19 protein-coding genes and 1 pseudogene are annotated in these 20,548 nt (G+C 61.1%); 3 read left to right on the top strand and 17 right to left on the bottom strand.

Annotated elements, in window-relative coordinates:
* Positions 1-40: 40 nt before the first annotated feature.
* From ACZYOF_RS25985 to ACZYOF_RS25975, 3 genes are read right to left on the bottom strand one after another with little or no spacing between them, the layout of a single operon-like run.
* Positions 41-448, bottom strand: a complete 408-nt coding sequence (locus ACZYOF_RS25985) for a RidA family protein (protein ID WP_130578105.1) — start codon at positions 446-448, stop codon at positions 41-43.
* 11 nt (positions 449-459) lie between these two features.
* A complete protein-coding gene (locus ACZYOF_RS25980) occupies positions 460-966 on the bottom strand; it encodes a flavin reductase family protein (protein ID WP_463717562.1) in 507 nt (168 codons plus the stop codon).
* Positions 963-2,417, bottom strand: a complete 1,455-nt coding sequence (locus ACZYOF_RS25975; protein WP_463717561.1) for a 4-hydroxyphenylacetate 3-hydroxylase family protein — start codon at positions 2,415-2,417, stop codon at positions 963-965. Before ACZYOF_RS25975 ends, ACZYOF_RS25980 begins: the two co-directional genes overlap by 4 nt.
* A gap of 91 nt (positions 2,418-2,508) precedes the next feature.
* Here ACZYOF_RS25975 and ACZYOF_RS25970 point away from each other — a divergent pair, with 91 nt between their 5' ends.
* Entirely contained in the window at positions 2,509-3,456 is a 948-nt protein-coding gene (locus ACZYOF_RS25970) for a LysR family transcriptional regulator (protein WP_130578103.1), read from the top strand.
* On the opposite strand, the gene ACZYOF_RS25965 is transcribed toward ACZYOF_RS25970, so the two are convergent.
* The 13 genes from ACZYOF_RS25965 to ACZYOF_RS25905 all read right to left on the bottom strand — a co-directional run bounded on the left by ACZYOF_RS25965 (position 3,424) and on the right by ACZYOF_RS25905 (position 16,677).
* Positions 3,424-4,353, bottom strand: coding sequence for a 2-hydroxyacid dehydrogenase (locus tag ACZYOF_RS25965; protein WP_463717560.1), 930 nt, complete (start codon positions 4,351-4,353; stop codon positions 3,424-3,426). The two genes, ACZYOF_RS25970 and ACZYOF_RS25965, sit on opposite strands and share 33 nt — an antisense overlap.
* Positions 4,350-4,805 carry a type II 3-dehydroquinate dehydratase gene (locus tag ACZYOF_RS25960; RefSeq protein WP_463717559.1) on the bottom strand — a complete coding sequence of 152 codons (456 nt, stop codon included), beginning with the start codon at positions 4,803-4,805 and terminating at the stop codon, positions 4,350-4,352. Before ACZYOF_RS25960 ends, ACZYOF_RS25965 begins: the two co-directional genes overlap by 4 nt.
* Positions 4,806-5,327: 522 nt before the next feature.
* Entirely contained in the window at positions 5,328-5,684 is a 357-nt protein-coding gene (locus tag ACZYOF_RS25955; protein WP_463717558.1) for an RNA polymerase sigma factor, read from the bottom strand.
* 445 nt (positions 5,685-6,129) lie between these two features.
* Positions 6,130-7,065: a carbohydrate kinase family protein gene (locus tag ACZYOF_RS25950; protein ID WP_463717557.1), complete on the bottom strand. Its 936-nt coding sequence runs from the start codon at positions 7,063-7,065 to the stop codon at positions 6,130-6,132.
* A gap of 19 nt (positions 7,066-7,084) precedes the next feature.
* Positions 7,085-8,734, bottom strand: coding sequence for an FGGY-family carbohydrate kinase (locus tag ACZYOF_RS25945; RefSeq protein WP_463717556.1), 1,650 nt, complete (start codon positions 8,732-8,734; stop codon positions 7,085-7,087).
* Positions 8,735-8,762: 28 nt separating this feature from the next.
* Positions 8,763-9,536 (bottom strand): SDR family NAD(P)-dependent oxidoreductase, encoded by a 774-nt coding sequence (locus ACZYOF_RS25940; RefSeq protein WP_282526841.1) that lies wholly within the window; start codon positions 9,534-9,536, stop codon positions 8,763-8,765.
* A 13-nt stretch (positions 9,537-9,549) separates the two neighbouring features.
* Positions 9,550-10,554, bottom strand: coding sequence for an ABC transporter ATP-binding protein (locus tag ACZYOF_RS25935; protein ID WP_463717555.1), 1,005 nt, complete (start codon positions 10,552-10,554; stop codon positions 9,550-9,552).
* 18 nt (positions 10,555-10,572) lie between these two features.
* A complete protein-coding gene (locus tag ACZYOF_RS25930) occupies positions 10,573-11,403 on the bottom strand; it encodes a carbohydrate ABC transporter permease (protein ID WP_463717554.1) in 831 nt (276 codons plus the stop codon).
* A gap of 3 nt (positions 11,404-11,406) precedes the next feature.
* Positions 11,407-12,315, bottom strand: coding sequence for a carbohydrate ABC transporter permease (locus ACZYOF_RS25925; protein WP_463717553.1), 909 nt, complete (start codon positions 12,313-12,315; stop codon positions 11,407-11,409).
* A 63-nt stretch (positions 12,316-12,378) separates the two neighbouring features.
* Positions 12,379-13,692, bottom strand: a complete 1,314-nt coding sequence (locus ACZYOF_RS25920; RefSeq protein WP_165421051.1) for an ABC transporter substrate-binding protein — start codon at positions 13,690-13,692, stop codon at positions 12,379-12,381.
* A 159-nt stretch (positions 13,693-13,851) separates the two neighbouring features.
* Complete coding sequence (locus ACZYOF_RS25915) at positions 13,852-14,805, bottom strand: sugar-binding transcriptional regulator (protein WP_463717552.1); 954 nt, start codon at positions 14,803-14,805, stop codon at positions 13,852-13,854.
* A gap of 9 nt (positions 14,806-14,814) precedes the next feature.
* Positions 14,815-15,480 (bottom strand): HAD family hydrolase, encoded by a 666-nt coding sequence (locus ACZYOF_RS25910; RefSeq protein ID WP_463717551.1) that lies wholly within the window; start codon positions 15,478-15,480, stop codon positions 14,815-14,817.
* Between the two features lie 198 nt (positions 15,481-15,678).
* On the bottom strand, positions 15,679-16,677 hold the full coding sequence (locus ACZYOF_RS25905) for a phytanoyl-CoA dioxygenase family protein (protein ID WP_463717550.1): 999 nt from the start codon (positions 16,675-16,677) through the stop codon (positions 15,679-15,681).
* 206 nt (positions 16,678-16,883) lie between these two features.
* Here ACZYOF_RS25905 and ACZYOF_RS25900 point away from each other — a divergent pair, with 206 nt between their 5' ends.
* Together ACZYOF_RS25900 and ACZYOF_RS25895 are read left to right on the top strand one after the other, a co-directional pair.
* Positions 16,884-18,206 carry a hypothetical protein gene (locus ACZYOF_RS25900; RefSeq protein ID WP_463717549.1) on the top strand — a complete coding sequence of 441 codons (1,323 nt, stop codon included), beginning with the start codon at positions 16,884-16,886 and terminating at the stop codon, positions 18,204-18,206.
* 15 nt (positions 18,207-18,221) lie between these two features.
* Positions 18,222-20,393: a hydantoinase/oxoprolinase family protein gene (locus ACZYOF_RS25895; RefSeq protein ID WP_463717548.1), complete on the top strand. Its 2,172-nt coding sequence runs from the start codon at positions 18,222-18,224 to the stop codon at positions 20,391-20,393.
* Between the two features lie 41 nt (positions 20,394-20,434).
* Here the strand turns inward: ACZYOF_RS25895 and ACZYOF_RS25890 are convergent.
* Positions 20,435-20,548 (bottom strand): annotated as a pseudogene (locus ACZYOF_RS25890) (IS630 family transposase); the annotation flags it as partial.

Here is a 20,548-nt window from a genome sequence, read left to right as displayed (position 1 = left end):
TAATCGTAGCTATACTTTGGCGTCGAAGATCGACGCAGTGCTACGTTGGAATTTCCGCGATGATGTCGATTTCCATCATGTATTCAGGTTTGGCGAGCCCCTGAACGATAATTCCGGTCGAAACCGGATAGACGCCCTTCAACCACTTGCCGACAACCCGGTAGACCGGCTCGCGATAGGCGCGATCGGTGATGTAGATGACGATCTTCACCACGTCCTGCAGGCCCGAACCTGCCTCTTCAAGCAGCACCTTGGCGCAAAACATGGCATTTTCAGTCTGCGCAGCGGCATCGCCGATGCCGACGATCTTCCCGTCGAGATCCATCGCCGTCTGGCCACGCACATAAACCGTGTTGTTGGCACGCACCACCATGCAGACATCGTTGTCGAGGCTCTGCTCGGGATAGGCATCTTTGGTATTGAACTTGCGGAAACGCTGATGGGTCATGAACCAAATCCTCAGGCGGCAGCGAGACGACGGAATGTGCGATCGCAGAAGATCAAAGGAAGCGCAGCTTGTTTGCGGACATTCAGCACCTCGCCGGTGACGATGCGGTGCGAGCCGAAATCGAATAGGCCGGCCACGCGGCAATCGAAATTGCACAACGCGCCATCGAGCGCTGGCGCTCCGGTGAGCAGTTCTGACCATTCGCCGGCGAGAAAGCGGTTGTCGCGCAATTCGGGGATCAGCCCGGCGAAGCTGCTGGCGACACGCTCCTGCGCATCGGACAGAACATTGGCGACGAACACGCCATTGGCAAGCAGCAGAGCGAGGCTGCGATTGTCGCGGTGAACGCTGAACACCACTGACGGCGGCTCCATCGATAGCGAGCACAACGACGAGACCGTGACACCGGCCCGGCCGGCCTCACCATCCGTCGTCACCACCGCGACGCCCGACGCGGTCGTCCGCATCGCGTCGCGAAATTCATCGACGGCGACGACGTCGTGAGACGCACGGCTCACGATTGCCCCCCGTCGATACGGTCCGACAGACCCGCCGACTTCTTCACGAAGTCGAGCGGTCCGGCGAAGTCGAAGCTGTTGTAGACGGCCGCCAGATGATTGAAGTGCGGCGCCTGCGCGAACTGCACGAAGGTCAGGCGGTGGCCGGCATAGTCGGAGTTCAGCAGATCGCGCGCGAAAGCGAGCAGCTTGCGGCGATCGTCGGCCTGCCACTGCTCATTGAGCGAATAGAACTTGTTCAGCCACTTACCGCTACCCTCGGCCTCAAACGCATCGGCATTCGGCGTGATGCAGATCTGGCCGCCGCACAGCTCGCGGGCGACGTGCATCATCGCCGGAAGCTGCGAACAGGCAAACACGCGGCCGGCATAGAGCATCGATTGCTGCGGCATCAAAAGACCGCCGGGGCTCTTCTCCGCCATAGCGATCGAGGCGGTGAGATGTGCGTTGATGCCTTCGCGATAGCAAACGAGATCGGCGAGCTTCTCACGCACCGATTGCAGTTTGTCGAGACCGGTCTGCTTGGCATTCCACATCGCCGCGCCGATCATCATGTCGGCCGTGTAGAGCAACCGCAGCACATAGGGGAATGCCGAATAACGGTGCAGTGTCGAGCGCACAAACTGCGCCGCACGGGTATGACGATAGAAGAATACATCCTCCCACGGGATCAGAACGTCGTCGAAGACAACCAGCGCCTCGACTTCGTCGAAGCGGTTGGCGAGCGGATAATCCTTGGCGCTGCTGCGATTGGCAAAACCAGAGCGGCAAATATGCTTGACGCCCGGCGCGCCCATCTTGACGATGCAGCCCACCGCGTAGTCGGACAGCTTTTCATTCGCCCAGGCACCGACGGTCGGCTTCAGATAGGCCTGATCGGCATAGGCGGCCGCGGTTTCATATTTCGCGCCGCGAATGATGATGCCCGCATCGGTCTCGCGGGCAACGTGAACCATCAGGTCGGGATCCTGCTGCTGCGGCGGCAGCGAGCGATCGCCCTTCGGGTCGGTATTGGCCGAGACGTGGAAGACGTCCTTCTCGATCACGGCGCGGATATGCCGGTCGATATTGGCGGCGAAGCGCGGATCAATCTCGGCCAGCACGTCGCGCCCGTCGGTGAGCGACCACATCTCGCCGATCGTCTCGTCGCCCACGCGGGTGACGACGCCACCGATATCCTTCATCACATGGTCGACAGCCTTGATCTTGTCGTGCCAGTCCTTCTGTTCCGTCGGCGGCCGGTAGAAGATCGAATGCTTCTCATTGCCTTCGACATAGGTCAGATCGCCGCTGTAGCGCTCTTCATGCGCCATATCGTACATGCGGGCCTTGATATCGATGATCGGCTTCAGCGCGGGATGAGTGGTCACATCGTTGACGCGATCGCCATCGACCCAGACCTCGCGACCATCGCGAATGCCCTGTTTGTACTCTTCACCCGTGCGGATCATTGATCGGCTCCTGTTCGACTGGACGACAAGGTGCCGGAGGGCCTATCATAAGAAAAATATTTTTATGTTTGGAGATGCATAGGAAAATGCGATGAAGTTCTCGCTCCGGGCGCTACGCTACGTTGTTGAGACAGCCGACGCGGGCAGCGTGACGGAGGCGGCCAAGCGCCTGAACGTCTCTCAGCCCTCGATCTCCGCCGCGGTGAGCCAGATGGAGGCGGAACTCGGTATCCAGATATTCGTCCGTCACCTCGCGAAGGGTGTGACGCTCTCACCGGCAGGCCAGCGGCTGGTGAATGACGCGAGGCTGCTGCTCAACCATGCTCGCGATTTTGCCCAAAGCGCTCAATCGCTTGGCAGTACCCTGCATGGCGAGATCGTGGTCGGCAGCTTCCTGACGCTTGCGACGCGCTTCATGCCTGGGCTGCTGGCCGGCTTTCGCGTGTGCCAGCCAGGCATCTCGGTGAAACTGGAGGAAGGCGACCAGCAGGAGATCATCGACGGCTTGATCTCTGGGCGGACGGAATTGGCGCTGTCCTATTCCTTTGCCGTCCCCGATGAAATCATCGGCGAAAAGTTCTGCGAATTGCCGCCTTATATCGTCCTGTCGGCCAGTCATCCTTTGGCGACCCGGTCTTCGATCAGCCTGACCGAAATGCGCGACGAACCGTTCATCCTGCTGGATCTGCCGCATTCGCGCGATTACTTCTCCAGCCTGTTCACGGCATCGGGCATCGAACCGCGCATCTCGTTCCGGACCCGGTCATTCGAATTGATCCGCGGACTGATCGGGCACGGCCAAGGATATTCGATCCATAACGCCGTTCCGCGCACCACTATCGGCTATGATGGCAGCCGCGTCGCGGTGGTGCCCATCACCGAGAAACTGCCGCCGACGCATGTCATGGCGCTCCGCCTGAAGCGTCATGCGCTGCGGCCGGCGGTGCAGACATTTGCCGACTACGCGCGCGAGGCCTTTGCCGTTGGCGGCCAGTTCGCGCCGGGCTCAATAGCCCCGTCGGGGATCGACGCGGCTTAGCAGCTCCTGCCCGGCCCGAAGCCGGCGCACATTCTCGCCGATCTGCCGCGCCGCTGACCGCGGCAGCGCCACCGATGCCAGATGCGGCGTCACCAGAACATTGTCCATCGCCCACAAAGGACTCTCCGGTGACAATGGTTCGGAGGCAAAGACGTCCAGCGTCGCTTCCGCGATATGAGCCGAACGAAGCGCTTCGATCAAAGCCGGCTCATCGACGATGTTGCCGCGCGACACATTGATGAGGACGGCGCCCGGCTTCATCTGCGCCAGCCGTTCGGCATCGAGAAGGCCGCGGGTCTGCGGCGTCTGGGGCAGCATGCAGACCAGGATGTCGCTATCGCCCAGAATGTCCGGCAATGCGGACAGGCCGGCAGAGGTCTCGATGCCATCCACCGACTTCAGCGTGTTGGACCAGCCGCGCACCCGATAACCCTGCCGCGCGCATTCCAACGCCGCCGTCAGCCCGAGCTCACCGAGACCAAGCACGCCGACCTTGATGGTCTCAGGATCGCGCGGATGAATGTAGCGCCAACGACGCTCGCGTTGAGCGCGCTCGAAGGCCGGGATATCGCGCGCATGACGCGTCACGGCGAATAGCACATAACCGGCCATCATCCGCGCCATCTTCGGATCGGACAGGCGGGTGATCGGCACATCCGGCAGATCATCGCGCCCGACCAGCGCATCCACGCCGGCGCCGAGATTGACCACGAGCCCGAGATTTGGGTAACGGGCGAAAAAGCCATGCGGCGGCTTCCACACCAGCGCCTGCCTGACCTTGAGGGGATTTGCGATGTCGTCGGCCTGGCGCAGATCGATACCCTCTGCGGCAAGCACATCACGCCACGTCTCGAAGTCATCGAAGGCGCTGTAGAACGCCATGACCTCCGATGTCATTGGGCGGCCTTTTCGGCGATCAGGCGCGACACCGCCGTCAATGCCAGTTCATAGCCAAGCGCGCCCAACCCTGCGATCACGCCCGTCGCCGCTCGCGAAACATAGGAGTGATGACGAAACGGCTCGCGCTTCCAGATATTGCTCATATGCGCCTCGATGATCGGGCCCTCGAAAGCGAGCAAGGCATCGAGGATCGGGACGGAGGAATAAGTCAGCCCGGCGGCATTGATGATGATGCCCTCCGCCTTCTCCCTCGCCTCCTGGATCCAGTCCACCAAAACGCCCTCGTGATTGGACTGTCGGAAATCGACGGTCAGGCCAAGTGATGCCGCGTGATCTTTACAGCGCTTCTTGATGGAGACGAAACTCTCCCGGCCATAGGTGCCGCTCTTATCGAGCCCGTAGAGATTCGCATTGGGACCATTCAGGAAATAAACGATGGCAGAGGTCATAACCGCGCTTTCTTAGCTGTCGCAGGGAAATCAGGCATCGCTCAGGGCAAACATGACGCCAGCTCCCCGCGAGCAAAAGCTTAGAGAGCCTTTCTTCGCAGCAGAAATCAAAAGAAACTATGCGCTTCGACGGATTTCAGTATGGCACAAGGATTGATCTTTTTCGCAGAGACCAACTGACGGCGAAGCCGTCACCAAACACCAATATCGCCGCGGAGAAGCACGAGACGACCAATCGAAGGCGATCAGCCGTAAACAGCCAAGTGGACCGCACGATTGCAGCCGGAAACGCTCGCAGCCCCGAGCCGCCAGCTTTGGTTCGCCTCCGGCTAGTGCATTGGGGCGTGCTTGACGGAATCCTTGATCCCGCGCCAGACCTTCGCGCACCAACTGCTGACATTTTGAATCAGGACTTTCTTCAAATCCAACTCTCGCTATAACCCTTTGTTGTCACCTGTCAGAAGCAAGAGTTGGGCCACCGGCCCAGCGACTTGATCGCCGCCGATGAAGCGCGGCATGCTTTCATTCGGGAACCGAAAGCGCCGCCTCGATCTCGACCCTTCGTGCGCGGCGTTCCGCCCGGAGCCGGTCCTTTGCTATGTTCTCCGCGATACGCGCCAGAAAGGCTGATGGGCTCTGGATCTGGCCGGGATCGCTGTCGCGATGAAGATGCAGCCAGGTCTCATGCAAGGCTTCTTCCGCGAAATCCTCAGACCCCAACTGGCGCGTCAGCCGTGCTCTGAGATCCGGCCATAAATAGCGGGTCAACTCGGGCGACCGTTGTAGGGCGCCCGGGGGCGCGGGTGCAGGCACGATCACGAACGCGCCGGCACCGGTTTGAATCGCAATCAGTCCCGTCCCGGACAACAGCGTCGCCAAAGCCACATCGGGAGTGAGGTTGGCGTCGACAGTCCGCTGACCGCCGGCCTGTTGTGAGGTCAGTGGCTCAGCCACTGCCGGTGCTACCGCGGTCGCAACTGCTGCGGCATGGTGTCGAGGTTGAGAGGGGTCACTTTCCAGCGCGATGCATCGTCATATTCGTGACCTCGCCCGTATCGCGGCGGATCTGCATCAGCGCTGATTTCCATTGCCGGCCGGTCGGTTGACGCATGACGTTATTGAGCTCGCGAAACTTCCGGTTGACCGAGAGGTCCCCCGGGTCTCCCGGCTCGGCCCGGCCGTCGGCGTCATTGAAATCGGCAACAAGGCACGCGGCGGCGCCGTCGTAGACGACGCACCGTCAGCGTAACGTCGATTATTGGCTGCGCTTATTTTTTCCGCCTTCACCGCGAAGAATAGTCGAGCGTCGCGGCGACCAATGCCTCTAACACTTCCAAGCAACTTCGTTGCTGCGGGGCGGATCTGCCCCAACCCGCGTGCAGGTCTGCGCGGCACAACTGCACGCAAACGATAGCGCGAAACGAAGCTCGTTTGCGTTGGTGTCCTTCAGACCGCTCCTGCCGAGCCTGCCCTGCTTATGCAGAGCAAACAGCAGCGCGGCCTGAAAGCTATCGCCGGCGCCGATCGTGTCCACGACCGTGATCGCGGGTGATCCGACTTCGATGGCACCCGTCGCTGAATGCCAAGCCTGGACTCCCTTCATTCCGCGCGTGATGACATACAGGCTACCACCTCCAGCCAGGAACTCTTCCGCCTTCGCCGCGTAAGCCTCTTTCCCGTAGAGATAGTTGAAGTCAACGTCCGACATGCGAACGATGTCCGCGCTGTCGATAAACCTGTCCATGCGCGCGAGATAGGCTGTCTTGTCTTTGACCAGATTGGGCCTGCAGTTCGGGTCGAACGAGATCGTCGCCGATGATTTGGCATCGGCGACCATCGCGGCGATTTCCACGGCTCCGCTCTGGTTGACCAGCGTCGTTGAGCCGATGTGGACGGCCTCGATCGTCTCGAACGGAATTTTTCCGCGCGAATAGGTCCATTCCCGCGTGGCCGTCTCCGCGTCATAAAACGCATATTGCGACTCGCCTGCGACCATTCGGACGAAAGCGAGCGTGGTCTGGCGATCGCTGCGGGTGGCATAGCGAAGGTCGACGCCGGATGCCGCGGCGCGGTCGGCGATCATGCGGCCGAACAGGTCGGTCGAGACGCCACCGACAAAGCCGGTCGGCGCACCAAGCCGTGCCAGTCCGACCGCGACGTTGAGACAAGAGCCTCCCACTGCTGGTCGCACTGCCTCGCGCCCGTCCGCGGCCGCAACGGGCACGAAGTCGATCAGCGCATCGCCACAGCTCAGCAACATCGTTTTCAGCCTTTCGAGATTAGCCGCGGTTGATTTCAAAACCGCGCATCGCGTCACGGCTTCCGCGATCAAGTCCGCGCAGCAACCTGTACACCTCCCGCTTTCGGCGGTGGAATTCCTCCATGCCCGGCGTGGCCGGCTCAGTCTGGCGACCGAGCGCCGACATTGCGGCCATGGTCTCGCCGAGTGAGGCATAGGCACCAGCGGCGACGGCGCCGAGCATGGCCGCCCCGAGCAGGACCGGCTCCGCCGTTTGCGGCAGCGCCACCGTGAGGCCCGTCGTATCCGCCATGATCTGCCGCACCAGCGGGCTCCTTCCCGCGCCGCCGCCCATGACGATCAGCTTGCTGTTGACCCCCTGCGCCCTGAAGGCATCGATGACGTCGGCGAGGCCATAGGCGAGCCCGCACAATCCCGCCACGAACAGACGCTCCATCGCGCAGATATCCGTATCGAGATCGAGGCCGGCAATGACGGCGCGCGTGTCGGGATCGGCATAGGGCGAGCGGTTGCCGAGGAATTCCGGCAGCACATGAACGTCGCGCGCCAGCAGCGCCGCCCGGCTCGCCTGCCCCGCACGGGCCATGATCCGCTCCTCGAGGACCTGGATGATCTCCACGCCGTTGCGCCTTGCCGCGTCGCTCGCCTCGGCGTGGGCCGGATGGGAGTGGATTAAATAATCGATCGCAGCACCTGCCGCCGATTGCCCGCCTTCGTTGAGCCAGAAGCCGGGTACCATGCCGGAGTAATACGGTCCCCACACGCCGGGTACGAAACAGGGGTCGACCGTTGTCGCCATGATACAGGCGGAGGTCCCCATGATGTAGGCCAGACGGTTGCAGACATCGACTTCAGCGCCCGATGCGTCCCGGCCGCCGATTGCGCCGAGCCCGCCGGCGTGCGCATCGATCAGCGAGGCGCCGACCGGCGTCCCCGGTCTCAGCCCGAAATCCTGCGCCGCCTGTTCCGTCAGGCCAAACCCCAGCGCCGTTCCCGGAGCGACGATCTCGGTGCCGATCCTGCGGTATTCGTCCTCGACGAATTCCTTCAAGCCCAGGCGTTCAAAATATGGCGCGCGCCAACGCCCTTCATGGGCGAGGTAGTTCCACTTGCAGGTCACCGTGCAGGTCGAGCGCGCGAGCGATCCCGTCGCGCGCCACGAGAGGAAGTCGGCCAGGTCGAAGAAATGCCCGGCGCGATCAAAACTGTCGCGCAAGTGCCGCTTCAGCCAGAGCAGCTTCGGCATCTCCATCTCGGGCGAGATGGAGCCGCCAACATAGCGCAACACCTCATCCTGCGTGTCATTGATCAGCCGCGCTTCCTCGATCGCGCGATGATCCATCCAGACGATAACGTTGCGCTGCTTGTCGCCTGACGTACTCACCGTCAGCGGCTCGCCATGCCGATCGAGCGCGACCAGCGAGCAAGTCGCATCGAACCCGATGCCCTTCACGAACTCCGGTGATATCGCGGCCTCCGCCATCGCGCTGCGGACGGCCGAAACGCTGGCCGCCCAGATATCTGACGACGACTGCTCGACAATGTCGCCTGCCTCGTGCCAGACCGCGATCGGCTGTTTTGCAGTTGCGAGCAGGGCTCCGTTTTCGTCGAAGATGCCCGCGCGCGTGCTGGAGGTTCCGACGTCGATGCCGATGAAGGCTTGCCGCATGTTCGCTCCCGTCAGTTTTGACGCAAGCTTACCAGCAAGTATAGCCACCATCGACAAGAACGATGCTTCCCGTCATGAGGCTGGCCGCTTCCGATGACAGGAACAGGACCACCGAGGCGATCTCCTCCACCTGCCCCATCCGCGCCATCGGGGTGCCGCCGATCCAGGCGTCGTACATGCGGGGGTTGTCCTTCACAAATGCGTTCAGGGGCGTCTCGATATAGGTCGGCGCCACCGCGTTGACGCGCACGCCGCGTGCGCCCCATTCGGCTGCGAGCGATTTGGTCAGATGGTGCACCGCGGCCTTGGAGGCGTTGTAGTAGCACTGCTCCTGCGGCTTATTGACGATGAAGCCGGACATCGAGCCGATATTGACGATATTGCCCGTCCGCGCCTGAAGCATGTGCCTGCCGAAGGCGCGGCAGCACCAGAAGGTGCCGTTGAGATTGACGTCAATGACATTCAGCCAGTGCTCGTCGGTCACGGTTTCGGCCGGAGTCTCGCTGCGCGCGATGCCGGCATTGTTGACGAGGACATCGACCCGGCCGTAGCGGGCGACGAGTTCGTCGGCAACCTCGGTAACGCGCCGTGAATCCGTCACGTCCACGACCGCGACCTCGGCCTGATAGCCCTTCCCGCTCAGATAGGCGCCCGCTTCGCCGGCTACCGCCGCATCGCGATCGGCAATCACGACCCTCGCGCCGGCCTCGGCCAGCGCCTCAGCACAGGCGAGGCCGATCCCCTGCCCGCCCCCGGTTACGACTGCGGTTTTGCCGGGTAGTTTGAATTTTTCCAGATACATCTTGGTCTTCCTGTTAAGCCCGCAGCGATTTTCCGCTTTCATCGAACCGATGCAGGCGGCCGGGATCCGGCGACAGCAGGACACGGTCGCCGGCGCTCAAATCGAGCTCGCCAACGTGGCGCGCGGTGAGTGTTCCAATTGAGCCAGCGTCGACATAGAGAAAGGTGTCGCTGCCGAGATGCTCGGCGACCATGATGTTTCCCGGCCATCCCTCGCCGTCGCGCGCGATTTTCAGGTGCTCGGGGCGAACGCCAATGGTGGCCGCGTCATGGCGGCCTGCGACCTCGCCGGAGATGAAGTTCATTTTCGGCGAGCCGATGAAGCCGGCGACGAACAGATTGGCCGGCTTTTCGTAGAGTTCGAGCGGCGTCCCGTATTGCTCGATCTTGCCGCCATTGAGCACCACAATCTTGTCCGCCATTGTCATCGCCTCGACCTGGTCGTGCGTGACATAGATGGCCGTCGTGCCAAGCTGCTTCTGCAGCCGCGTGACCTCCAGGCGCATCTGCACGCGCAGCGCGGCGTCGAGATTTGACAGCGGCTCGTCGAACAGAAACGCTTTCGGCTCGCGGACGATGGCGCGCCCGATCGCAACGCGCTGGCGCTGGCCGCCCGACAATTCGCGCGGCTTCCTATCGAGATACGGCGTCAGATTAAGGGTTGCTGCCGCGGCCTCCACCTTCCGGCTGATCTCGGCTTTCGGCAGGCCCGCCATCTTCAGGCCGAAGGCGATGTTGCCGCGCACGCTCATATGCGGATAGAGAGCATAGGATTGAAAAACCATCGACAAGCCGCGCTTGGCGGGCGGAACGTCGACGACGTTCTTGCCGTCGATCAGGATATTGCCGCCGCTGACGTCCTCGAGCCCGGCGATCAGGCGGAGAAGAGTGGTCTTGCCGCAGCCGGAGGGTCCGACGAAAACGACGAAGGAACCATCCGAGATATCCAGATCGGCGCCCTTGATGATGTGAACAGGCCCGAACGATTTCTGGACATTCTGAAGCGTGATCTGACCCATGGCTCCAGCCTTTCCGTTTTACTTGACCGCGCCAAAAGTCAGGCCGCGGACGAGCTGGCGCTGGCTGAACCAACCGAGCACCAGGATCGGCGCGATCGCAAGCGTGGAAGCGGCCGATAGCTTGGCCCAGAACAGCCCTTCGGGACTCGAATAGGACGCGATGAACACGGTCAGCGGCGCGGCCTCCAGCGTCGAGAGATTCAACGTCCAGAACGCCTCGTTCCAGGCCAGGATAAAGTTCAAGAGCAACGTTGATGCGAGCCCCGGGACGGCCATCGGCGTCAACACATAGACGAGCTCCCGGCCGATCGTTGCGCCGTCCATGCGCGCGGCTTCGAGGATGTCCTTCGGGATTTCCTTGAAATAGGTAAACAGCATCCAGATTACGATCGGCAGATTGCCGAGGCAGAGGATGAAGACGAGACCAGTCAAAGTATCGAGCAAACCGAAATCGCGGTAGATCAGGTAGATCGGCACCAGCACGCCGACCGGCGGCATCATCTTGGTCGACAGCATCCAGAGCAGCACATCCTTGGTGCGTTTGGTCGGCGAGAACGCCATCGACCACGCAGCGGGAATCGCAATCAGCAGCGCGATCAGCGTCGAGCCGCCTGCCACGATGATGGAGTTGAGCGCATGATGGACATAGTCGCTGCGCTCCTGCACGGCGGCATAATTCTCGGTGGTCCAGTGAAAGAACAGGAATTTTGGCGGTATGGCGAAGGCATCGAGCTCGGTCTTGAAGCTCGCCAGCACCATCCACAGGATCGGGAAGAAGATCAGGAAGCCGACCAGCCACGCCGCAAAGGTCGAGACCGCCACATGCCTGCTTGTTGCCATCCGCGCCATGCGTCAGGCCTCCAAATTCCGGCCGACGATCCTGACCAGGAAGAAGGCCACGATGTTGGCGATGACCACTGCCACCAACCCGCCCGCGGAGGCACCGCCGACGTCGTACTGGATCAGCGCCTGCGAATAGATCAGGAAGGCGATGTTGGTGGTCTGCAATCCCGGCCCGCCGCCGGTGGTGACGAAGATCTCGGCGAACACGGTCAGAAGGAAAATCGTCTCGATCAGGATCACGACCGTGATCGGTCGCGCCAGATGCGGCAGCGTGATGTAGATGAAGGTCGACAGCGCGCCGGCGCCGTCCATCTCCGCCGCCTCCTTCTGCTCTTCGTCCAGGGATTGCAGCGCCGTTAGAAGGATCAGCGTTGCAAACGGCAGCCATTGCCAGGAGACGATCAGGATAATTGCGAATAGCGGTACGTCGTTGAACCAGTCGATCGGTGGCGCGCCGAACAGCTTTGCGATCCAGGCGAACAGACCCGACACCGGATGCATCAGAAGGTTCTTCCAGATCAGCGCGCTGACCGTCGGCATCACGAAGAACGGCGCGATCACCATCAGCCGCACGATGTTGCGGCCGATGACCGGCTGGTCGAGCAACAGCGCGAGCGGAATCCCGAGCAGGATGGTCAGTCCAAGCACGGACCCGACCAGAACCAGTGTGTTCTGCAGCGAAGCGAGGAAAGCCGGGTCGGTCAGAAAGTAATGAAAATTCTCAAAGCCGACGAACTGCGCGGATTCGGAGTCGAGCAGATTGTAACGCAGCAGCGAGAAATAGATCGTCAGCGCCAAGGGGACGATCATCCAGATGAACAGCAGCGCGACCGCTGGCGTCAGCAGCATCCGCGCGAGCAGTTGCGTTTGTCGGGTCCCCGTCCCCGTTTCCGTCGGCTGCAAAGCAGGCGCAGCCATCCGGTGCAAGCTGCCGGATGGCTGCGAGGGGCTTAGCTCGGGAGTGTGAGCCAAGGGAGCCACCTATTTGATGTAACCGGCACGCTTCATTTCCCGCTCCGTCGACGCCTGCGCCGCCGACAACGCCGCGTCCACGCTGGTCGAGCCGGACAGTGCTGCCGAGAACTGCTGGCCGACTGCAGTGCCGATGCCCTGGAATTCCGGGATCGCCGCATACTGCACGCCAACGTAAGGCACCGGCTGCACCGTCGGTTTGTTCGGATCGGCGGCATCGATCGACGCCAGCGTCAATTTGGCGAACGGCGCGACCTTCAGATAGTCAGGGTTCTGGTACAGCGACGTCCGCGTACCCGGCGGCACGTTGGCCCAGCCCTCCTTCGACGCAACCAGTTTTGCGTAGTCCTTGCCGGTCGCCCAGGCGATGAATTTCTCGGCGGCCTCGACCTTCTTGGAGCCTGCGGGAATCGCGAGGTTCCAGGCCCACAGCCAGTTTGCGTTCTTGCCGAGCCCGGTGTTCGGCGCGAGCGCAAAGCCGACCTTGTCGGCGACCGTGGAGTCCTTTGGATTGGTCACAAACGACGCCGCAACTGTTGCGTCGATCCACATCGCGCATTTGCCGGCGTTGAACAGGGCCAGATTTTCGTTGAAGCCATTCGAGCTGGCGCCGGGAGGGCCCGCCTCCTTCATCAGGTCGACATAGGTCGCCAGCGTTTTCTTCCATTCGGGCTTGTCGAACTGCGGCACCCACTTCTCGTCGAACCAGCGTGCACCATAGGAATTGGCCATAGCGGTGAGGAACGCCATGTTCTCACCCCAGCCGGCCTTGCCACGCAGGCAGATGCCGTAGACCCCAGCCTCCTTGTCGGTCAGCTTCTTGGCCGCACTGATCACGAAATCCCAGCTCGGATTTTCCGGCATGGTAAGCCCGGCCTTCTGGAACAGGTCGGTCCGATACATGGTCATCGAGCTTTCGCCGTAGAACGGCGCCGCATAAAGCTTGCCGGAGACGGACACCGCGTCCTTGATCCTCGGCAAGAGATCGGCGACGTCGTAGTCGGCGCCGAGCTTGTCGAGCGGCACCAGCCAGTTCTTCTTGGCCCAGATCGGCACCTCATAGGTGCCGATGGTCAGGACGTCGAACTGGCCGCCCTTGGTCGCGATATCGGTGGTGACGCGCTGGCGCAGCACGTTCTCCTCGAGCGTCACCCATTTGACCGTGATGTCCGGATTTTTGCTGGTGAAGTCGCTCGTCAATCCCTGCATGCGGATCATGTCGCCGTTGTTGACGGTGGCAATCGTCAGGGCGGTCTGGGCGAGTGAGGGAGTTGAAAGCAAGAGCGCAGCCGCGCCCAGAAGGGCGCCATGGACGTTTTTCACGGTAAACCTCCCATAGTCGCGTTTGAGCATATGCCCACGCGTTGAGCGTATGTTCACATCAACCTTTCAGCTTGTCAAGCTGACACACGCTATCCGGCTGCCCGCAGCGCCGGAGAGAAAATCCGTTTCATTCAGGAAGACGCGACGATCGTGCCGGCCCTATCGATCGAGGATAGCCCGGGCCGTTGCTTCGTCGGTGATGAGGCCGTTGATGAGGCGCCCGATCAGCGCGGCGCCGATCGCTGGAACCTTGGCCTGCCCAATCGCCGCGGCGATCGTGGTGGTCCGCGCCGGCACCTGCGGAGGAATACTGGTCAACCGCTTGTTCGTGCCCCCCTTGATGAGCCGGCCCTTGGCGTCATAGGCCCAACCCGTCACCTCGCCGACGGCGCCAAGCCGCATCATCTCGAACAGCTCTTCGCGGCTGACGAAGCCATCAACATGCACCTGGGCCTTCTGGTCCATCTGACCGATGCCGATGAGACGCAGGTCGGCTCTCGCGGCAATCGCCTGGATCTTGGCGATTGGTTCGATCCGGTTCATACGGTTGCGCTCGTCTTCCGACGACATCAGGAATGGCAGAGGCATCGGATAGTGGCGGGCGCCGGTGCGATCGGCAAGGCGCCCCACCGTATCGAAGAAACTCGCCGAGCCGTCCGCCGAGATGTTTCCCACCAGCGAGACGATCTGGTGATTCGGTCGCTCGATCGGCGTGACGCGCTCCACCGCGGCCCGCACCGCGCGCCCGGTGCCCAATGCGACAATGACCGGCGTTTCCGGACGCAGGGTTGAGTCCAGCAGATTGGCGCAACGTTCCGCGATGCCGGCGGCGGAATGCGGCGACGCCGGGTCCGACGGCACCACCTCGCAGTGAACGAGATCGAAGCGATCCTTGAGCTTCAACGCCAGTTCCATGCATGCGGCAATAGGGTGTTCGAGGCGGAAGGTGATCAGGCGTTCTGCGAGGCAAAGCGACACCAGACGCTGCGCGGACGCTCGCGAGACCTGCAGCATCTTGGCGATCTCGTCCTGCGTATGGCCGGCGATGAAATAGAGCCAGCCGGCGCGCGCGGCGTCGTCAAGACGGGATTTCTCGTTCTCGAGTGCTGCCATGAAAGCCCGCTATCTTTCGCCCCAGAAGTCCGCCATCCGGTCGAAGACACGATCTGCGCCGGCATCGCGCAGCATGCTATGCCGATCACCAGACTGGTAGTGACTGCCACCGATAAAGCCCCATACGGTCATGCCGGCGGCCTTTGCTGCGGTCACACCGCTGACACTGTCTTCGATGACAAGCGTGCGCTGTGGTGCGGCGCGCATCTGCGCAGCCGCATGGAGAAACAGGTCGGGGGCCGGCTTGCCGCGGGCCACCATCTGCGCCGTGTACACCCTGTCGCCGAAATGCGGCGCCAGACCGGTCAACGCCAGCGAAAGCGATACCCGGTCGAGATCGCTGGACGATGCAACACAAAACGGCACCTGCAGATTGGAGATCAATGAGCCCACTCCAAGGATAGGCCGCAACGAATGCCTGAACCGTTGCAGCACCCGCGCCTTCAACGCGACCAGAAAGTTCTCGGGAACGAGGCGTTGGTCCCCCTGGTAGTGTTGCAAGATGGCCGTCGTGCTGCGGCCAAGAAATAACTCGAGGGCATCGTCCCTACTGAGCTCTATGCCGAACTCGCCAAGGACCTCTGACAGGCACTGACAGCTCAATATCTCGCTGTCCACGAGGACGCCATCGCAGTCGAAGATGACCAGATCAGGCTTTAGGTGACTGGGTTCCATCCCACAATAGGATCATATGCTCATCAGTTGAGCAATAGCCCAGCGATCCATCTGAGGCGGCGGAGCAATCTGTCTGCTCCGGGATAGAGTTCAAGCAGGTGCGGCCGTCCTGACCATGCGTACAGGACGGCGAGGCTGCCGACCTCGAAGAACTTAGTGAACTGATCGGCGCGGACCACTCAGCTCCGTGAGCGATCGTCAGGCACGGTAAGCCGTCTTATCCGTACCGCGATAGAGCACACGAACCTGTTCTTCGGTCACCGCCTTGTGGAACGCCAGTGCCTCAGGCTCGAGATCGCGCTTCGGCACGTATTCCGGCTCGAAGTGACGGTAGATGTCCGTGCCCCGTACCAGCGTCGCCCAATCCCTTTGCCCCACCGCCTGCTTCAGACGGGTCGGGATGTAGCGGATGGCCAAGCCTATGCGCCGGTCATCGGAACGATTGGGTTCCGATCCATGAAACAACAGCACATGATGCAACGAAGCCTGTCCGGGTTTCAACTCGACAAAGACAGCCTCGGATTCGTCGACGGTCACAGCGATCTCCTGACCGCGGGTCAGAAGGTTATCCTGGTCGAAAGTATCTTCGTGCTGGACCTGCTGCTTATGGGTCCCAGCCACGAACTTCATACAGCCAGACAACCTGTTGGCCGGCGACATCGCGATCCAGGCGGTCGCCACATCGGACGAACTCAGTCCCCAATAGGTCGCATCCTGGTGCCAGGACACGAACCCGGGATCATGCGGTTCCTTGATGAAGAAACTCGTATTCCAGCAGAGGATATCCGGACCCAACAAATCCTCGACCGCATCGAGGATTTTGGGATGGCGGATCATTTCGTTGATCCAGGGAAAGAGCACATGGCTGCGATGACGCATCTCGCCTTTGATCGGACCGCCACTCCTCACCTCATAGTCCTCGAGTTTGCTGCGAAATTCTGCGACCTCGCTTTCGTTCAGGACATCAACCGGGAAATGGTAGCCACGCTCCCGATAGTTGTTGACCTCGCTCTCGCTCAGCGATTTCGTCATTGGTATCCTCCAGTCTTCTTTTTTCGTTACGACCGGCAACAGATTTTTCAGCGAAGGTGTGACCCTGGTATCGGGCCAAGTCAAGAAGCGCAGACCGCGCAGCAGCCATCCAGGTCGGTGCACTGCACAAGTCATTCGTTGATCGCTATCGTCAGCGACGTTCAAGACAGGCACGGAACGCCGTAACGATCGCATTAGCGACACGCTCGGACACGCTCTCCATCAAATGCAAGATCGTTGGACGCAATTGGTGCGGCGCGAATGCGCCGCAATATACGAGCGTTTCACTCATTGCACGTGTCCGTATCTTGGTCTCGCCAGCCCCTGCCAGTTATGCCAGGCTTGTTCCTCCCAAAAGGCCGATATCAAAAATGGCCAGCGAAACGGGAAGGGAAGCAACCATGGACGTTGGGACTGGCATTGCGCTGCTCGTTGCATTTCTGGCCGTCGTTGTTTTGATCATCCGGGGGCAGAGTCCGATCATCATGCTGCTGATACTGGCAGTGCTGTGGTCGGCGATCGCAGGGATCGGTATCGATGATATTCAGAAGAAAATCCTTCAAGCCGGCGGCGTCGCCTACGCGAGCGCGGTCATCATCATCGTGTTCGGCGCCTGGTTTGCGCAGGTACTGATCCAGACGGGTATCGCCGAAAGCGTAATCCGCTCTGCGGTGGAATTGGCGGGCGATCGGCCGCTTGTCACAGCGATGACCATCACGCTCGTTACCGCGTTGTTGTTTACGTCGATGTACGGCGTAGGCGCCGCAATCGCGATCGGCATCATCGCACTGCCGATTATGCTCGGCCAGGGCATCCCGCCTTACATTGCAGCGCCCGCGTTCACGATGGGAATCGGTGCTGGCACCTTCATCAACCTGGTTCAGTTCGGAACATTTCAAAAACTGTTTCCTGGTCTCAAATACGAAGCGCCCTATTTGACGTACTGGATCGTCGGAATGTGCGTTTACATCCTGGCGGCGTGGCTTCTCGAATTCATCTACCTGCGGAACGGTGGTGTCCGCCGGCTGTCTTCCATCGACCTAGCCGATGAACCTGCCGTTCGCAGGCGGACCCCCTACTACACCTACGTCGTGCCGATCTTTCCCGTGCTCATGATCATGATCCTGAAATGGGAGATAATCCCGACCTTCCTGGTCTCGATCGTGCTCGCACTCGTGTTGACGGGGCGCGATCGAACATTTCAGGGCAGCATCAATCTCTTCAACAAGACGTTCTCCGATGCGTTTCCGGACATTGCGACCATGGCCGCGTTATGGACGATCTGCGGCATGATCATCGTTGCCGGCCAGACCCCTGAGGTAGCCAATGCCCTGAAGCCGCTCTTCGGCCCAGTGCTGCCGCACACGCCGCTGCAGGCCGCCATCTTCTTCGGTTTGCTTGGAGGCATCGGGAGCATCTATCGTGGGCCGCTGGTCGTAATCGGCACGGGTGCTGCGTTGCTGGCCATTGTGCTCGCGAACAACGATATCCCAATTCCTTATCTCTATTCGATCTGGCTTGCGCCAACGATCCTGCAGGGGAGCATGGACCCCACCAACTCGTGGACACTTTGGACAATTGGACAAACCAAGGTCAGCCACGGGGATTTCCTAAGAACGGCCCTACCCTTCGGATGTCTGATGGTCGCGGTCAATTCATTGATCTGCTACCTGATGCTTGGTTCTCTCAACTAGAAGGACAACAACAAGTTGACGGAACCGAACACACCTGCTCGCGGTTATCGCATCGGCATCGATGTCGGCGGGACTTTAACCAAAGCTGTGTTGATCGACAATGCGACCCATGAGGTGGTCGGCCGGTTCTCGGTGCTCACTACTCATTCCGATCCGCGCGGCGTCGCGAAAGGCGTCGTTGAGGTGTTTCGTAATGTGCTGGAGCAATCGTCCGTCGACCCCCGCGAGGTTATCTTTCTGGCCCATTCGACCACCCAGGCTACCAATGCGTTGCTTGAGGGCGACGTCGCAAGTGTGGGCGTGATCGGGATGTCGACCCGCGTGGAGTCCCTGCTGGCCAAGGGGCAGAGCGCCATGAAGCCGATTGAACTCGCGCCTGGTCGCTATCTCACGCCCGCCAACCGTTTCCTGATGAAGGAAACGTTGAGCGATGAGACAGTCGACAAGGCGATCGATGAACTCAAAGCCGAAGGCGTGAAGGTCGTCGTCGCCAGTTCGGCCTTCGGCGTCGATGACAACGAGGCCGAGGAAACCGTTCGTCGTCTGGCCGTCAGGGCCGGTTTAGCCGCAACCTGCGGCAACGAGATCACCAAGCTCTATGGCTCGACCACACGGACCCGCACCGCCGTCATAAACGCCAGCATCCTGCCAAAGATGATTGATACCGCTTCGATGACCGAAGCCAGTGTTCGCGAAGCCGGCATCCTGGCGCCCCTGATGATCATGCGCGGCGACGGCGGCGTGATGGATATCAAGGAGATGCGACGCCGTCCGGTCATGACGATGCTGTCTGGCCCTGCGGCAAGCGTCGCGGGAGCCTTGATGTATCTGCGCGTGTCCGACGGCATATACTTCGAGGTCGGCGGCACCAGCACCAACATCGGCGTAATCCGGAATGGGCGCCCGACCGTCAAATATGCGCGCGTCGGCGGCCACGAGACCTATGTCAGCTCGCTCGACGTTCGCGTGATCGGTATCGCTGGCGGCAGCATGGTCCGCGCCCGTGACGGCAAACTGGTCGATGTCGGCCCTCGGAGTGCCCATATAGCCGGGCTCCCCTACGCCGCTTTTGCCGCCCCTGAAGACATCATCGACCCCAAGATAGAGTTCTTCCAGCCGAAGGCTGACGATCCGGCCGACTATGTCGCGCTGCGTTCGGCTACCGGCACCCGTTATGCCATCACCAACACCTGCGCAGCCAACATTTTCGACTACGCCAAGCCCGGTTTACATGCCAGCGGCAACACGGAGTCGGCAAGGCGTGCCATGGCAGCGCTCGCGGCCTTCATCGGCAAGCCGATTGAGGATACCGCACGCGCTATACTCGATATCGCTACCGATAAGATTATCCCCGTCGTTGACGATCTGATCACCGAATACAAGCTGGATCGCGATCAGGCGCTGCTCGTCGGCGAAGGTGGCGGTGCGGCCGCTTTGATCCCTCATACGTCCGTCCGGACCGGCCTTCACCACGAAATCTCCAGGGATGCCGAAGTGATTTCCTCTATCGGCGTCGCACTGGCGTTGGTCCGCGACGTGGTGGAACGTATCATACCCAATGCAAAGCCCGAGGACATCAAACGAATAAGGCGCGAGGCTATTGAAGCTGTGGTCAAGCTCGGCGCTGCGCCCGAGGGCGTCGAAGTGACGATCGAGGTCGATCCGAATACCCATCGTGTCCGGGCGACCGCGATGGGCGCTTCGGAAATGCGCGCGCGTCAACGAAAGGAAGAAGTTGGAGAGACCGAGGCGCGTGAAATAGCCGCGAAGGCGATGGGGGTTGGCCCGGAACATGTTGCGCTTGCAGCCGCCACGCCGCGCATCCGCGTTTTCCAGGGCTTGGTGGAAGAGCGGAGCTGGGGCATCTTCAAGAAGCGCCGCAACCCTGTTCGCGCGATTGATCTCGACGACGTCATTCGCGTGCAACGCAGCCATAGCGTGGTGCGCCGGGTCACTGCGCGGACCGCGCTCGATGGCCTGCGGCGGCTATGGGAAGATACAACGATCTATAATGGTGACAGCACGATCACGCCCGACATTTTCGTGATCGTCGGCGGACAGCTAATCGATTTGTCAGGCGTGAATTCGATCGATCAGGCCATGGCTGTCACCCGCGGCGAACTCGACGGACTGACAGCCGACGCTTCCATCGCGCTGATCGGTGTACCGCCGTCTCGAGGTTTGTGAGATGGTGCAAGACGGCGCACGCTTGCCCCTAGTACCCGGAATCAGAGCTGAGTGATACGGCGCCCTGTGAAGCGGCGTTGACGGACCTTTTTCTTGGTCCAGACGAAGGGCTCGGCTTTGTCGTTGTACGCGTTGACGTAGGCATCGATGTGTTC

Source organism: Bradyrhizobium sp. LeoA1Lang (assembly GCF_055413685.1).
Note: the sequence above shows the minus strand (reverse complement) of the source record. Positions and strands in the feature narration are given on the sequence as shown.

What these genes read in the sequence shown, in the direction of transcription:
- ACZYOF_RS25985 (WP_130578105.1), bottom strand. Translation starts at nt 448, where the DNA reads ATGACCCATCAGCGTTTCCGCAAGTTCAATACCAAAGATGCCTATCCC.
- ACZYOF_RS25975 (WP_463717561.1), bottom strand. Translation starts at nt 2,417, where the DNA reads ATGATCCGCACGGGTGAAGAGTACAAACAGGGCATTCGCGATGGTCGC.
- ACZYOF_RS25970 (WP_130578103.1), top strand. Translation starts at nt 2,509, where the DNA reads ATGAAGTTCTCGCTCCGGGCGCTACGCTACGTTGTTGAGACAGCCGAC.
- ACZYOF_RS25965 (WP_463717560.1), bottom strand. Translation starts at nt 4,353, where the DNA reads ATGACATCGGAGGTCATGGCGTTCTACAGCGCCTTCGATGACTTCGAG.
- ACZYOF_RS25960 (WP_463717559.1), bottom strand. Translation starts at nt 4,805, where the DNA reads ATGACCTCTGCCATCGTTTATTTCCTGAATGGTCCCAATGCGAATCTC.
- ACZYOF_RS25950 (WP_463717557.1), bottom strand. Translation starts at nt 7,065, where the DNA reads ATGTTGCTGAGCTGTGGCGATGCGCTGATCGACTTCGTGCCCGTTGCG.
- ACZYOF_RS25945 (WP_463717556.1), bottom strand. Translation starts at nt 8,734, where the DNA reads ATGCGGCAAGCCTTCATCGGCATCGACGTCGGAACCTCCAGCACGCGC.
- ACZYOF_RS25940 (WP_282526841.1), bottom strand. Translation starts at nt 9,536, where the DNA reads ATGTATCTGGAAAAATTCAAACTACCCGGCAAAACCGCAGTCGTAACC.
- ACZYOF_RS25935 (WP_463717555.1), bottom strand. Translation starts at nt 10,554, where the DNA reads ATGGGTCAGATCACGCTTCAGAATGTCCAGAAATCGTTCGGGCCTGTT.
- ACZYOF_RS25930 (WP_463717554.1), bottom strand. Translation starts at nt 11,403, where the DNA reads ATGGCGCGGATGGCAACAAGCAGGCATGTGGCGGTCTCGACCTTTGCG.
- ACZYOF_RS25925 (WP_463717553.1), bottom strand. Translation starts at nt 12,315, where the DNA reads ATGGCTGCGCCTGCTTTGCAGCCGACGGAAACGGGGACGGGGACCCGA.
- ACZYOF_RS25915 (WP_463717552.1), bottom strand. Translation starts at nt 14,805, where the DNA reads ATGGCAGCACTCGAGAACGAGAAATCCCGTCTTGACGACGCCGCGCGC.
- ACZYOF_RS25910 (WP_463717551.1), bottom strand. Translation starts at nt 15,480, where the DNA reads ATGGAACCCAGTCACCTAAAGCCTGATCTGGTCATCTTCGACTGCGAT.
- ACZYOF_RS25900 (WP_463717549.1), top strand. Translation starts at nt 16,884, where the DNA reads ATGGCCAGCGAAACGGGAAGGGAAGCAACCATGGACGTTGGGACTGGC.